Source organism: Janthinobacterium saanense, from assembly GCF_014200675.1.
Lineage (GTDB): Bacteria > Pseudomonadota > Gammaproteobacteria > Burkholderiales > Burkholderiaceae_D > Janthinobacterium.
In genome coordinates this window covers 1-14,852 of the sequence record NZ_JACHCI010000007.1, presented here as the reverse complement: position 1 = coordinate 14,852, position 14,852 = coordinate 1, and the positions used below count along the sequence as shown (strand labels likewise).

Below are 14,852 nucleotides of genomic sequence, written 5' to 3'. Positions count from 1 at the left end.
AAATAAGTCTTTGTTGCCGGGCCTGTTCGCCTTGCTGGCCGCGCAGTCAGCTATGGCGCAGTCTTCCTATCCGAATGTGGTCGCCATGGGCGTCGGCCAGGCGGAGTCGTCGGCCTGGTATGGTGCGTGCATGAAGGTGGCCAACGCTGCGCCGCCTGCGGCCGACTTGCCGCCATCATCTGCCGTGGCGGGTTTGCAACGTTGTGAGCCGATCGATATGTATTACGATACCAAGAGTATGTCCGCCCCCAAGGCCGCCGATTGGCAGCCGGTACGGCAATGTGCTTTTGTGCAAAAGAATAGTGCGGTGCTGATGATGTTGTACCAGAATGGACTGGGCGTCACGCGCAACCCGGCGCTGGCGTTGAAGCATGCGTGCAGCATCGACGCCGCGCCGGCCGAGATGGAAGGCCGTGTCGCGCATCTGCAAAAGCTCAATGCCAGTGGTGCCCATGGCGAGATCGACTTGTGCGACGACATTACCAGCGGCTACATGATCGGTGTCTGCAGTGGCATTGATTCGCGGCAAAAGCAGCGTGTGCGTGTGGCAGCAAGCAGCAAGCTCAATAACACATTGCCGCCAGCCGCCCGTGCTGCCCTGGACGCCTTGCAGCAAGCGACGGACAAATTTTCAGCTTCCCACGCGACGCGCGAAATGGACCTGGGCGGCACCATCGGTTCCTCTGTTGCCATCAACACCCATACGGAGCAGATGGAATTGCTGGCCCATGATTTGCGCCAGTATGAGCAAGGCCAGTTGCCGCAGCCGGGCAAGGTGGGGGCGGCCGCGCTCGACAAGCAGCTTAACGTGCTGTACGGCAAGGTGATGAAGCAGACGCAGGCGGACTACCCTGGCGCCGTGAGCAAGGACGGCATCCGCGCCACCCAGCGTTTGTGGCTGGTGTACCGCGATGCCTGGCTGCGTTATGGCGCTATCCGTTACCCATCGGTTTCTGCCGATACCTGGCTGGCGCTGCTGACAGCGCGGCGCAATGCGCAATTGGAAGAATTATTGCAGCCCTAAATTGTATTTAACGGTTTTTTCTTCTGTAAGTTATGGTCATGTCATCAACAGGTAATTTCCTATTGGCATTATTGCACCTCCTTATAAATTAACAGGCCGGCATGCTTGCCCAGCATGCCAGGTTTTCTGGAGAGAATGCATGATAGAGAAGTTCCCCTTGCGCCCGGTATCGGCGGGCGCGCTGGTGTTCGCCGCGTTGTTGGCTGGCTGCGGCAGCAGCCACCACAACGACGAGGCGCCGCCACCGCCGGTAGCGCCCGCCAATCCCAGCGTTGCTTTCATGACCGATGTGCACTTTGAAAACGTGTATGGCGATTTCAAGAGTGCGCAATTTGCCGGCATCCCGACCAAGGATGGCAAGAACGCGACCATCCGCACCATGTATGCGCAACTGACGTCGACCCGTCTGTTCAACGAAAACTATTTCGCTTTCCGCTCGGCGCTCGACGATGCCTACGGCAAGGGCATCCGCATGGTCGCCTTGCCTGGCGATTATTCCGATGATGCCCAGCCGATCAATATCGATGGCATCAATGATATCCTGCGTGAATACCAGGCCAAGGGCATGCGCTTCTTTATCGCGCCGGGCAACCACGACCCTAACGAGCCGTACGACGACGACGAAGCGGGCAAGAACGATTTCCTGAGCAAGGATGGCAAGGAACAGAAGGTCTATGCGACCGGCAATGCAGCCTGCAAATCGAAAGACCCTGCCGTGGTCTGTACCGACCAGCTGAAAGAGCAGGGCTATGAAAGCCTGATCGGCAAGCTGGGCGATTTCGGCTTCATGCCGAACAAGAACGACCTGTATTGGGAAACCCCGTTCGGCCAGTATGCCGATAACAAATACAGCTATGACGCGGCCGTGGTGAAGGGCGACCTGAAGAACCGCCAGTTTGAAATGTGCGCCGAAGGCGAAGGCGGCAGCTACAAGGCGGCCGGCGAAAAAGCGCTGGGCAAGGCGTACACCAAGTGCAGCAGCATCATCGACGCCAGCTATCTGGTGGAGCCGGTGAAAGGCCTGTGGCTGTTGTCGATCGACGCCAATGTGTACATTCCGAACGGCAATTTCGATCCTGCCAATCCGAAATCGTTCAAGGGTTTCGATGGCGCCGGCAATGCAGGCTGGAACAAGGTGCTGACGCATAAGAAACACCAGATGGAATGGATCAAGTCGGTGGTCGAGCGCGCCAAGGCGCAGGGCAAGCAGCTGATGGCTTTCTCGCATTATCCGACCATGGATTTTTATGCGAACCAGACCGGCGCCATGAAAGCGGTGTTCAAGCCGGGCGCCTTCCAGACGGCGCGCGTGCCTGAATCAGCCACCACGGCGGCACTGGCGGCCACGGGCTTGCGCCTGCATATCGGCGGCCACATGCATTTCAATGGCACCAACGACTACCAGGATAGCGCTGGCAATTACCTGGTCAACGTGCAGTCGCCATCCTTGGCCGTGTATGGCGCGTCCTACAAGATCGTCAATTACAAGGATGCCGATACGGTCGACGTGCAAACCGTCGCCCTGAATTCGGTGCCGCGTTTCAACGAGCTGTTCCCGCACTACCAGGTGGAATACGATTACCTGCAAGGCAGCACGCAAGCAGACGATATCAAGAAGCGCTGGAACCGTGCCGTGCTCGACACGACTTCGTATGGCGCCTTCACGCGCTTCTATTTCGGTGAACTGTCGCGCCTGCGTTTCATGGATGAATACTGGCCATGTGAAATGAAGGAAGCGGCCATGGCGCTCGATGCGAAGCAAATGCTGATCCTGTCGCAGCTGCAAACCCAGGTGACGCTGGCGCAACTGGCGCAAGTGCCCGGCGTGCTGCCCTTGACGGCCAATTGCGCAGCCAAGGGCACGGCCAGCGGCACGGTGGTGCCGGCAAGCCAGTTGACGGCGGACTGGGCGGCAGCGACCGTCAAGGCCACGGCGCTGGCCACGGCGGCCGGCTTGAAGCTGGACGACTTTGCGGCGATTTCCGCGTATGAGTTCTACGGCGACTTCCACCGTACCGTGTATGCAGGCGAACTGGCCCTGCGCGACATGGGGGCTACCCGCGTCAATGCCTACAAGGTGCTGATGGGCGCTTTCCCGGCCAATCCGGCGGCCATCATCAAGGTCGGTGACCTGCCTTCGGACCAGAACCCGGTCAACGTGCTGTTCCAGTCGCAGTTCAAGCAAGTGTTTGCCATTTTTAAAGGCCTCGGTTCGGCCAAGCCCAGCGATCATTTTGTGATCGATTTCAAGGCCAAGAAATTGAGCAATGCCAATGCCACGGGCCTGAGTTTCAACTGATGTTCTAGTGCAGTACTGAAAATGCGGCCATGTGTATGGCCGCATTTTTTTATGGGGTATCTAGGTGAAATGCCTTAGATACCCACATGAAACACCTTATTTCGGCACTGGCCCTGTATGCGTAAACTTATCCCTGTTAATAAAAGGGTTAAGATGAACGCCAAGTCAGTTGCTGCACCATCATTATTTACTGTTTTTACCATTCTCTGCACATTCCTCTTGTTTGGCATGCTGGGCTTTGCCGGGCCAGCCTGGTCTGCCGCACCTGATGCGGCGCAAATCAAGCGCGGCGCATATGTGGCCCGCCTCGGCGATTGTTTCGCCTGCCATACCAATGGACAAGGCGCGGCCATGGCTGGCGGCCTGGCATTGAAGACGCCTTTCGGCACCATCTACAGCACCAATATCACGCCCGACCCGGTGACGGGCATCGGCAAGTATTCCTTCGAGCAATTCAATCGTGCCATGCGCAAGGGCGTGGCGGCCGATGGCCACCATCTGTACCCGGCGATGCCATATCCGTCCTACGCCAGGATCACGCCTGAGGACATGCAGGCGCTGTACCTGTACTTGCAGCTTGGCGTGGCGCCCGTGGTGCAACAGAACCGCGACAATGACATGAAGTGGCCCTTCAGCATGCGTTGGGGCTTGTACTTCTGGAATGCGCTGTTCCTCAAGGATGAGCCATTCAAGCCGGACGCCAGCCAATCGGCCACCTGGAATCGCGGCAGTTATCTGGCCCAGGGCCTGGGCCATTGCGGTTCCTGCCACACGCCGCGTGGCGTGGCCTTCCAGGAAAAAACCATGGGGCAAGATGGTCCCAAGGGGTATCAATACCTGGCAGGGTTTACTTTTGATGCCTGGCACGCCGTCAACTTGCGCAATCTGTGGACGCCTGACGACATCGTGCAACTGCTCAAGACGGGGCGCAACAGTTTCGGCACGGCGGCCGGCAGCATGACGGAAGTCATCACGCACAGCACGCAGTATTTTACGGATGGCGACCTGGCAGCGCTGGCGGAATACCTGCATGGCTTGCCGCCGAACAAGATTGGCGGCCCTGCGCCGAAAAAACCGCTGGTCGTGGCGCAAGCCACCGAGGCGGCGCTGTACAACACCCGTGGAGGTCTGGGCTACACGCAGTTTTGCGCCACCTGCCACCGGCGCGATGGGCGCGGCGTGGAGCATATCTTTCCGCCGCTGGCGCAAAACCATTCCGTGCAATCGAAAGATCCCACTTCGTTGATCCATATCGCGCTGACGGGCTGGCAATCGGCCGTCACCCAGCACTCGCCGCGCTCGTTCGGCATGCCGGCCTACGACAGCCTGTCGAATGTGGAGCTGGCGGAAATCCTCAGCTTTGTGCGCAGCAACTGGGGCAATCAGGGCGAGGCTGTTAGCGCATCGCAGATTGCCAGGGTACGCAAGGAGTTAAAGCTCAAGACTGCGCCTTCCGATTTTTCTACGCCCCGATTTGCTGCCTTGATGGCAGAGACCAACGCCGGGCAATTGATACGCGGCATGCAGCTGATGACGGAAACCAGGGCCCGCTTGCCGAAAAATGTGGGCAATGACTTGAACTGCAGCAGTTGCCACTTGAACGGCGGTACGGTAGCCAAGGGCTCGCCCTTCCTGGGCATTTCAGCGTTTTTCCCATCGGAAGCGCCGCGCGCCGGGCGGGTGATCAGCCTGGCGGAGCGCATCAATGGCTGCTTCAAGCGTTCCATGCACGGTTCGCCCTTGCCGGTGAGCACGCCCGATATGCAAGCGATGGTCGCGTATATCGACTGGATGAAGGGCGCCACCCAGGCCGGCGACAATGTGCCAGGGCGCGGCATCGCCAGGATCGACCGTAGCCTGGCGCCCAATGCCGTGAACGGCAAGAAAATTTTCGCCCAGCAATGTGCAGTGTGTCATGGCGACTATGGCGAAGGCGTCAAGGGCGCCGATGGTGTGCTGGCCTTCCCGCCGTTATGGGGCGAGCGTTCCTTCAATATCGGCGCGGGCATGGCCAGGACTTACACGGCGGCCGGTTTCGTCAAAGCCAATATGGTGATGGGCCATGGCCAGAAATTTCCCTTGGGGCAGGGCAACTTGTCCGACCAGGACGCCGTCGACGTGGCCGAGTATTTCACGCACATGCCGCGTCCCGATTTCCCGGGAAAAATCCATGATTGGCCGAAAGGGGGCAAACCCAAGGATGCGCGTTATTAATCTTGGCTGAAACACTTGCAAGCTTCCCTGGTAAGGGGACTTGCAGGCACTGGAAATGAAAAAAGCCAATCCTGTGGATTGGCTTTTTAATACTGCGCATTCGTGGTAGGCCGTGCGGGATTCGAACCTGCGACCAACGGATTAAAAGTCCGCTGCTCTACCAGCTGAGCTAACGACCCGAAAGAGGCCGAATTATATATGACTTGCCAAGGAATGCAAAGCCTTCTTGTTTCATCCGGAAACAGTTTAGTCTTGCAGCGCTGCCGTGATCTTGAAGACTTCGCTGATGCTGGTGCTGCCGTCGATGATTTTGCGTGCCCCGGCGATGCGCAGCGGCGTCATGCCGTCCAGTATGCTTTGGCGCCTTAAGGCGTGCAGGTCGGCGCCGGCCTTGATCAGTTGACTGAAGCGTTCTGTCACGCCCAGCAATTCATAAATGCCGGCACGGCCCCGGTAGCCGCTTTGCCGGCACAAGGGGCAACCGACTGGGACGAAGATGGCGTCTGGCCGCTCAAGCTGGCCGCCGGTCAGTTGCTGCCATAACGCGACACTTGGCGCCGGTTCAGGCTGTTTGCAATCGGGACACAGGCAGCGCAGCAAGCGCTGGGCCAGCACGCCGATCAGGCAAGCTTCGAGCAGATAGGCCGGCACGCCCAGTTCCAGCAGGCGCATCACGGCGGACGGCGCATCGTTGGTGTGCAGGGTCGACAGCACCAGGTGGCCCGTCAGCGCGGCCTGGATCGCCATCTCGGCCGTGGCCAGGTCGCGTATCTCCCCCACCATGATGATGTCGGGATCTTGCCGCATCAGCGCCCGCACGCCGTCGGCGAACGACAGGTCCATGCCTGCCTGCGTCTGCACCTGCATCTGGTTGAAGGCGGGCTCGACCATTTCGATGGGGTCTTCCACCGTGCACACATTGACTTCGCTGCTGGCCAGCGCCTTGAGCGTGCTGTACAGGGTGGTTGTCTTGCCTGAACCTGTGGGCCCCGTCACCAGCACGATGCCATGCGTGTGCGCCGTCAATTGCCGCCAGCGCTCGGCGTCGATGGGTGGAAAGCCCAGTTCGGCCAGGCTTTTGATGGCGATCTCGGGATCGAAGATGCGCATCACGAGTTTTTCACCGAACGCGGTAGGGAGGGTGGACAGGCGCAGCTCGATTTCTTGCCCTTGGGCATTGCGTGTCTTGATGCGGCCATCTTGTGGCCGGCGTTTTTCTACCACGTCCATGCGTCCCAGCAATTTGATGCGCGCCGTCATCGCCAGCATCACCACCGGCGGCACCTGATAGGCCTGGTGCAACAGGCCGTCGATGCGCAGGCGCACATAGCCTGCATCGCGTTTCGGTTCCAGATGGATGTCCGAGGCGCGCTGGGCAAACGCGTATTGCCATAGCCAGTCGACGATGCGCACCACGTGCTGGTCGTTGGCGTCGAGGCTGCTTTTATTGCGCCCCATTTCCACCAGTTGTTCGAAATTATGGCGCAGCGCCACGTCTTGCGTAGAGACTTGCCGCGCCACCTTGACGGAGCCGGCCAGGCTGAAAAACTGCGCGATATAGTCGGCGATCTGCAGCGGGTTGGCAATCACCAGGCTCAGCTTGCGTGGCGCCAATGAACCGAGGCCCGCTTGCCAGGCCAGCGCATACGGCTGGGCGGTGGCGATCACGATGCGATCCAGCGTGCTTTCCACGGGCAGGATATTGAAACGGGCCGCATAGCTGGCTGTCATCACGTTCGCCACCTGGCTGAAATCGATGCTCAAAGGATCGATGCGCAAGTACGGCAGGTGGGAGCGACGCGCCAGCCAGGCGCACAGGCTGTCGAGCGTTAAGGAGGGTAATTTGCAATCGGCCACGCTGCATAGCGGGTGTAGCGGTAGAGATTGCTGGGCGGCGGCGTGAGTACGCACCAGCGCCGCCTGCTGGATATCCAGCAGCGCATCTTCCTGCAGCCAGGAAAGCAGTTGTGCTAGCTCCAGGGGAGCGGAAGAAGACATGGCCGGCAACCTTTCAGGGCGCCGGCCTGAGGGCTAGCCGGCTGAGAGCGTGCTTTGTATGCCCTTGAGCCAGGATTTGGCAGGCAGCTTGGTGTCGGTGACGATCTGTTTTGCCCGTTCAAGCAAGGCAGCTTGCGCTTCGGCATCGAGCGCGACTTTGGTCTTGAAAGCGATGGCCACCACGTTCCCATCATGGACTTCAGGCAGGCAGATCACCTGTTCGAACGCAAATTTCATCGCCTTGATGTTTTTTGCATAGCTGGGGTGGTCGCCGAACAGATTGACCGTCATGATGCCGTGCGGCGCCAGGCAGGCGCAGCAGGCGCTATAGAAATCGGCGCTGTCGAGCACGGGGCCGCGCGCCGTGGCGTCATACAAGTCCACTTGCAGCGCGTCGAGCGTGCCATGGTTGGCTTCGTCGTTGACGTAATCCAGCGCATCCATTTCGCGCACATGCAGCTGCTCGTCATTGGGCGGCAGCTTGAACATCGAGGCGCAGATGGCGATCACGGAAGGGTTCAGCTCGATCGCATCGACCTGTGCCTCTGGAAACTGGCGGTAGCAAAACTTGGTCAGCGCGGCCGTACCCAGGCCCAGCTGGGCCAGGCGTTGCGGTTGCTTGATCCACAACATCCACGCCATCATCTGTTGCGCGTATTCCAGTTCCAGCCAGTCCGGCTTGCGGATGCGCATGGCGCCCTGCACCCACTCGGTGCCGAAATGCAGATAGCGCACGCCATCCATTTCCGACAGGGTAACGGGCGCGTAGCGCGGCTTGCGCGTGGCGGGACGGGAAGATTCGACTTGTTCGATGGATTTTCGTTTGATAAGCATAAGGCGGCCTGAAAGTGTGCCGCATTATAGCCCGCGCCGGGGCGCCATAAAAAATGCCGGCCTCACGGGGCCGGCATTTTATTGCCCGTCACACAGCAAGTTACTGTTGTGCAGGCTCGATCGACACACGCAAACGTACACGCTCGCCTGGATCGTAGGACATGACGCTCGTGTAGTTACGGCCACGATAGTCATACGTCACCTGGTAACCGTTGTTGCGCGATTCCCAGTGATCGACCTGGCGGCATTGCTGGACGGCTTGTTGCTGCACGCCACCCTGGTAGTTATTCTGGTTATCGACGCGGTCACCGACCACGGCGCCAGCGATGGCGCCAGCCGCAGCGGCGGCCGTACGGCCATTACCGCCACCAACCTGGCTGCCGAGCAGGGCGCCGGCGATACCGCCGACGATGGAGCCGCCAGCGCTGCGCTGTTGCGGCGGCGCCTGAACCTGCACGTACTCTGTGCGGCATTCCTGGCGTGGACGGTTGATCTGTTCCACTTGTGGCACGACGCGCGTGACGCGGCCGAAATCTTCAAAGTCGGCGGCCTGGGCGAGTGGCAAAGCACCGATACAAAGGGCTGACATCAACAATTTGGCTTGCAAGTTCATTTCTTACCTCGTTATGTAGAGTATCTTTCAGGGCATTTTTTTAACCTGAAGCTATAGTAGTCCGGCTATTCGTGACGTAGTGATGTACATGGCAACAAAATGTAACAGCAAAGGCCCTTCTCCCCACAGTCTGTAACATGCACTTTCATTCGATACACGATGTTCGATTCCCTGGATAGGGCGCTTTGTAACAAATCTTGCGTTCGACATCATATTCGGGTTGATTCATGCAGAACAACACGTTACCCTAATACGCGTATGGCTTATAAAATCGTACTGAATCGTTTAATTAAATTAGCTTAATTGATACAGATCGAATCACCGCGTGCGCATTGACCCGCGTGCGGGATGGAATAAGAACTGCCGCAGTTTGAAGAGATCCATACATAACAGGTCGATTTGAGGGAAAAATGAGTTTGTTACTAACCGTGCCGCCCAACCTTGTCCAATCCATCCGCGCCTTTCGTGTGACCGAATTACAAGACGAGGCGATTCGTCTCGGGCAGCACTTTTTATATGCCCACTGCAACGCCGGCCTGACCAAGCAGCAAGTGATCGGCATTATCGCAGAAGCATTCCTGTTTCCAAAAAGTCTGTCCAAGAATTTCGAGGCCCTGCGCGTCTGCCTGACGGACACCATGCATAAGGCAGGCGAGCAGACCGGTTTCCTGGTCGTGCTCGAGCAATTGCCGAATACGCAAAAATTTGACAAGGAAGCACGCGAGACCCTGCTCGACGTGTTTCGCGACGCGGCCGACTACTGGGCCGAGAAAAAAGTCCCGTTCCGCGTCTTCTACTCGTTCGAGTAAATACCCACTCTTCCCACGCGGCCCTGAAACAGGGCGCTGGCAGAGGTAAAAATCTGGCACGGCGCACCGCGCCAGCGTGATCTGGTGTATGCTGCGCCGCAACAATAATGCCGGCCTTTCTAGATTCGCATCGTCATAGCGGGTACAATGCGCGCTATGAAAAATATCGTTATCCTCATTTCCGGACGCGGCAGCAACATGGAAGCGGTCGTGCGCGCGGCGCAAGCCGAGCAATGGCCTGCCCGTATTGCCGCCGTCATCAGTAACCGGGCCGATGCCCAGGGACTGGTGTTTGCTGCGGAACACGGGATAGCGACCGCAGTCGTTGCCAACAAGGATTATGCCAGCCGTGATGCATTTGATGCGGCGCTGCAAGCCGTGGTCGACAGCTTTGCGCCCGACCTGGTCGTGCTGGCCGGTTTCATGCGCATATTGACAGCGCCATTCGTGGATCATTACGCGGGGCGCATGCTCAATATCCACCCATCGCTGCTGCCCCTGTTTCCGGGCATGGCAACCCATCGCAAGGCCATCGAGGCGGGCGTGACGGAACACGGCGCGACCGTGCATTTCGTCACAGCCGAGCTCGATCATGGCCCGGCCGTGGCCCGTGCGGTGGTGCCTGTCTTGCCAGGCGACACAGAAGAAAGCTTATCGGCGCGCGTGCTGGTACAGGAACATTTGCTTTACCCGCGCGCCATCCGCCTGTTCATCGACGATAAACTGTCTGTCGAGCATGGCCAGGTCCGCGTGGACCCTCAATAAAATATTACAGGAAGAATAACAATGAGATTGCCACCAGCGATACTTGCGAATGCTGAAGAAGTATTGCGCGAAATTTTACGTTTTACGGCGCCAGCCGACACCACCTTGTCGCGCTATTTCCGCGACCATCCGCGCCTCGGTTCGCGCGAACGCGGCGCCATCGCCGAAGGCATTTATGCCGTGCTGCGCAACAAATCGTTCTTTACCGACTTCGCCGAAGCGGGCAATGGCCCGACCATGCGCCGGCTGACCATCCTCGGCCTGGCCGAAGCGATGGGCGCCGATTCGCTGGGCGGCCTGACGGAAGAAGAAGTGGAATGGCTGGAGCGCATCAAGCAGATCGACCGCAACCTGATGCCGGCCACCATGCGCGCCAATATGCCGAAATGGTTGTTTGACAAGCTGATCGACCAGTTCGGCGAAGCGGAAACCATGTTGCTGGCCGATGCCTTGAATGCGCCAGCGCCGCTGGACCTGCGCGTCAATTCGCTCAAAGCCACCCGTGAAGACGTGATGCTGGCCCTGGCCGAAGCACCGATCCTGAGCACCCCGACGCCGTACGCACCGCTGGGCTTGCGCGTGGTCAAAAAGCCATCACTGCAAAACATGCCTTTGTTCCAGAGCGGCGCCATCGAAGTGCAGGACGAAGGCAGCCAGATCCTGTCGCAGATCGTCGGCGCCAAGCGTGGCGAGATGGTGGTCGATTTCTGTGCCGGCGCCGGCGGCAAGACCCTGGCGCTGGGCGCGCTGATGCGCAACACGGGCCGTTTGTATGCCTTCGACGTCTCTGAAAAACGCCTGGCCAAGCTGAAACCGCGCATGGCCCGCAGCGGCTTGTCGAACGTGCATCCGGTGCAGATCGCGCACGAGCGCGACGCCAAGATCAAGCGTCTGGCTGGCAAGATCGACCGCGTGCTGGTCGATGCACCATGTAGTGGCCTGGGCACCCTGCGCCGCAATCCGGACGTGAAATGGCGTCAGCAACCGACGTCGATCGGCGAACTGCAAGTCAAGCAGGCAGCCATCCTGGCGGGCGCGGCGCGCCTGGTCAAGGGCGGCGGCCGCCTGGTGTACGCTACCTGCAGTTTCCTCAACGAAGAAAACGATGTGATCGCCGAGCAATTCCTGGCTGCCCATCCCGATTTCTTCCTGGTGCCGATGAACAAGGTGCTGGCCGAGCAAAAGATCGAACTGGACATGGGCGATTATTTGAAACTGTTGCCGCACCAGCATCAGACCGATGGTTTCTTCGCCGCCGTGTTCGAGCGCAAAGTGATGCCGAAAAAAGTCTTTGCCGATGAAAAACCGGCCGACGACGAGCAAACCGAGCAAGCCGAGTAAACGCTGCAAGCGGCCCTTGCTAACGGCAGGGGCTGCCATCAAGACTATCCAGCCAGCCCGCCTGGCGCATGGCAGGGGCCAGCGGCCCATGCCGTTCCACTACCCTGAGTGCCCCAGCCATGAACGATACGCCGCTGCTGAACCTGATCACTGATTTTATTGACGATTTCCGTCAGCCAGCCATTCTGTGGCAGGTGCTGGCGATCGCGTCCTGCCTGGCCTTGAGCTGGGTGCTGGTGCGCCAGTTGCGCCAGTTCCTGAACCAGCGCGCCGAAAGCGCAGCGAACACATCAGCGCCCGTCAGTGTCGAAGCCTTGCGGCGCACGCATAGTTTTATCCGCATCCTGACGCCTGTGCTGGCGGCATTGCTGCTGGGCGTGACGCAGCATGTCCTGTCCAGGTTCCAGACCGTGCACCTGCTAGGTATTGCGATTCCCCTGTGCACTTCGATGGCGCTGGTGCGTTTCGGCTTTTATGTGCTGCGGCGCATTTTTGCCCGCAATGGCGAGATCAGCCCGACGATGTTGTTGCTTGAGAAAGTATTCACCATCGTCGTGTGGCTGGGCATGGCCCTGTATATCACGGGACTGTGGCCAGACCTGCATGCTTTCCTGGAAGGCATCGTGGTGCCGCTGGGCCGCAACAAGGTGTCGGTAGCCGCCATTTTGCAGGCCGGTATTTCGGTTGCCGTGCTGATGGTGCTGGCCATGTGGGCGGCCACGGCGCTCGATGACCGCTTGATGAAAATGCAAGGCTTGCATTCCTCGCTGCGCGTGGTCATGTCGCGCCTAGGACGCGCCGTGCTGATTCTTGTTTCCGTGCTGGTCAGCCTGTCGCTGGTAGGCATCGACCTGACCGTGCTCTCGGTGTTTGGCGGCGCGTTTGGCGTGGCCCTGGGTTTTGGCCTGCAAAAGATTGCCGCCAACTTTGTTTCCGGCTTTATCATTTTGCTCGACCGCAGCCTGACCATCGGCGACGTCATTACCGTTGGTCAATTCAATGGCAAGGTAACGCAGATTAATACGCGTTATACCGTACTGTTGGGCGGAGATGGCGTCGAATCCATCGTGCCCAATGAAATGCTGATTTCTGGCGGCGTGCAGAATATGTCCTTGTCGAACAGCATGGTATGGCTGGCTGCCACCGTATCGGTGGGCTACGACACCGATATCGATACTATCTTCCCCTTGCTGGAAGCGGCCGCAGCCAGCGTGCCGCGCGTGTCGCAAACCAAACCGCCATCGGCCACCCTGGTGCGCTTTGGCGCCGATGGACTCGATCTGCAGATCGGTTTCTGGATCGCCGACCCTGAAAATGGCACGGGCGGGGTAAAATCGAACGTCAATCGCGCCATTTGGCGTACCTTGCAGGAACATAAGGTCTCCGTACCGTTCCCGCAGCGCGAATTGCGCATTATCGGCATGCCGGCCGTCGCGCTGGCAGAAGCTGCCGAGCCCGCAGCAGGACCTGATCATAAGCAGGTTTGAGGCGCAATTTCGCCTGATCGTCCCTATTAGCGCGTACAATTACGCCTAAAATCACACTACCGGACCTCCAGCCCGACTGGAGCGACCGTGAACACGCCCCGTCCACTTGGAGTAGTAATGACATTGAGTTCCGTTTTACACGCAGTATTGCAGTTCATGGCAACGGGTATTACCGATTTGTCCGCATGGCAAGTTTTTCTGTACACCATGGTGGTGACCCACATCACCATCGCCAGCGTGACGATTTACCTGCATCGCCACCAGGCGCACCGCGCGCTGGAATTGCATGCCATTCCCAGCCATTTCTTCCGTTTCTGGCTGTGGTTGACGACCGGCCAGGTCACCAAGGAATGGGCTGCCATCCACCGCAAACATCACGCCAAGTGCGATACGGAAGAAGATCCGCATAGCCCGGTCACGCGCGGCATCAAGAAAGTCTTCTGGGAAGGCGCCGAGCTGTACCGCGCCGAGTCCAAAAACCTGGAAACCATGGCGAAATACGGCCATGGCACGCCAACCGACTGGATCGAGCGCAATCTGTACACCAAGTACAGCTGGCTGGGCGTGGTCATCCTGTTCGTGGTCAACTTCATCCTGTTTGGCGTGATCGGCATTTCCGTGTGGGCCGTGCAAATGATCTGGATTCCCGTGACGGCGGCCGGCATCATCAACGGTATTGGTCACTATTGGGGTTATCGCAACTACGATTGCGCCGATGCAGCCACCAACATCATTCCCTTCGGCATCCTGATCGGTGGAGAAGAACTGCATAACAACCACCATACGTATGCAACGTCGGCTAAACTGTCGTCAAAATGGTATGAGTTCGATATTGGCTGGGGCTATATCCGTATCCTGGAAACACTGCGCCTGGCCAAGGTGAAGAAGTTGGCGCCCGAGCCGAAGTTTTCTCATGGCAAGAGCGAAGCGGATTTCGAGACCTTGCAATCAGTCATCGCCAACCGCTATGACGTGATGGCCAAGTATGCAAAATCGATCAAGCATGCCTGGAAAGAAGAGCTGGACCACCTGAAAGACAAGGCCCAGCTGGAAAAGCGCTTCCTGAAATCCTCGCGCAAGCTGATGCAGCGCGAACCGGCCAAGCTGGCCGATGCGCACCATGAGCAATTGTCGGAACTGTTCCAGCACAGCAAGGCGCTGGAAACCATGCACCATATGCGCGTGGAGCTGGGCGCCATCTGGGAGCGCTCGCACTTTACGCGTGAACAGTTGCTGCACAAGCTGCAAGACTGGTGCACGCGCGCCGAAGCGTCGGGCATCAAGTCGCTGCAAGACTTCTCATTGCGCCTGCGCAGCTACGCGTAATAGCTGCTGATGTGATATGAATGGCTCCGCTTGCGGGGCCATTTTTTTGGTGCGCCCAGCATGGGCGCACTCCTGCGGGTGCAAGTCCCGCCGCGAGCTGACCACAGTGAGCGAAGTGAAGCGCAACTGCGGGAGGGTAACT

The 14,852-nt window shown here is 58.7% G+C and carries 11 protein-coding genes and 1 tRNA gene; 8 read left to right on the top strand and 4 right to left on the bottom strand.

The genetic code is table 11. From position 1 onward, the window contains the following. Positions 1–52: 52 nt before the first annotated feature. The 3 genes from HDE72_RS11805 (at position 53) to HDE72_RS11795 (ending at position 5,537) form a co-directional block, all read left to right on the top strand. On the top strand, positions 53–1,024 hold the full coding sequence (locus HDE72_RS11805) for a lysozyme inhibitor LprI family protein (RefSeq protein ID WP_183740929.1): 972 nt from the start codon (positions 53–55) through the stop codon (positions 1,022–1,024). Positions 1,025–1,163: 139 nt separating this feature from the next. Further along, complete coding sequence (locus HDE72_RS11800) at positions 1,164–3,323, top strand: metallophosphoesterase family protein (protein ID WP_221291249.1); 2,160 nt, start codon at positions 1,164–1,166, stop codon at positions 3,321–3,323. A 228-nt stretch (positions 3,324–3,551) separates the two neighbouring features. Continuing rightward, complete coding sequence (locus tag HDE72_RS11795) at positions 3,552–5,537, top strand: c-type cytochrome (RefSeq protein ID WP_183741313.1); 1,986 nt, start codon at positions 3,552–3,554, stop codon at positions 5,535–5,537. A gap of 103 nt (positions 5,538–5,640) precedes the next feature. Here the strand turns inward: HDE72_RS11795 and HDE72_RS11790 are convergent. The 4 genes from HDE72_RS11790 to HDE72_RS11775 all read right to left on the bottom strand — a co-directional run bounded on the left by HDE72_RS11790 (position 5,641) and on the right by HDE72_RS11775 (position 8,982). Further along, positions 5,641–5,716: transfer RNA gene (locus HDE72_RS11790), tRNA-Lys, on the bottom strand. A gap of 67 nt (positions 5,717–5,783) precedes the next feature. Beyond that, on the bottom strand, positions 5,784–7,535 hold the full coding sequence (locus HDE72_RS11785) for a GspE/PulE family protein (protein ID WP_183740926.1): 1,752 nt from the start codon (positions 7,533–7,535) through the stop codon (positions 5,784–5,786). A 33-nt stretch (positions 7,536–7,568) separates the two neighbouring features. Further along, entirely contained in the window at positions 7,569–8,369 is an 801-nt protein-coding gene (locus tag HDE72_RS11780; RefSeq protein WP_183740923.1) for a class I SAM-dependent methyltransferase, read from the bottom strand. Positions 8,370–8,469: 100 nt separating this feature from the next. After that, the gene (locus HDE72_RS11775) at positions 8,470–8,982 is read right to left on the bottom strand and encodes a glycine zipper 2TM domain-containing protein (RefSeq protein ID WP_183740919.1); all 513 of its coding nucleotides are present in this window, start codon (positions 8,980–8,982) and stop codon (positions 8,470–8,472) included. Positions 8,983–9,392: 410 nt separating this feature from the next. Here HDE72_RS11775 and HDE72_RS11770 point away from each other — a divergent pair, with 410 nt between their 5' ends. The 5 genes from HDE72_RS11770 (at position 9,393) to HDE72_RS11750 (ending at position 14,710) form a co-directional block, all read left to right on the top strand. After that, positions 9,393–9,791, top strand: a complete 399-nt coding sequence (locus HDE72_RS11770; RefSeq protein WP_183740916.1) for a barstar family protein — start codon at positions 9,393–9,395, stop codon at positions 9,789–9,791. Between the two features lie 156 nt (positions 9,792–9,947). Then, positions 9,948–10,556 carry a phosphoribosylglycinamide formyltransferase gene (purN, locus tag HDE72_RS11765; RefSeq protein ID WP_183740913.1) on the top strand — a complete coding sequence of 203 codons (609 nt, stop codon included), beginning with the start codon at positions 9,948–9,950 and terminating at the stop codon, positions 10,554–10,556. Positions 10,557–10,577: 21 nt separating this feature from the next. Beyond that, on the top strand, positions 10,578–11,897 hold the full coding sequence (locus HDE72_RS11760; protein WP_183740910.1) for an RsmB/NOP family class I SAM-dependent RNA methyltransferase: 1,320 nt from the start codon (positions 10,578–10,580) through the stop codon (positions 11,895–11,897). A 119-nt stretch (positions 11,898–12,016) separates the two neighbouring features. Then, the gene (locus HDE72_RS11755) at positions 12,017–13,384 is read left to right on the top strand and encodes a mechanosensitive ion channel family protein (RefSeq protein WP_183740907.1); all 1,368 of its coding nucleotides are present in this window, start codon (positions 12,017–12,019) and stop codon (positions 13,382–13,384) included. Positions 13,385–13,501: 117 nt separating this feature from the next. Continuing rightward, a complete protein-coding gene (locus HDE72_RS11750) occupies positions 13,502–14,710 on the top strand; it encodes a DesA family fatty acid desaturase (RefSeq protein ID WP_183740904.1) in 1,209 nt (402 codons plus the stop codon). Positions 14,711–14,852: the final 142 nt, after the last annotated feature.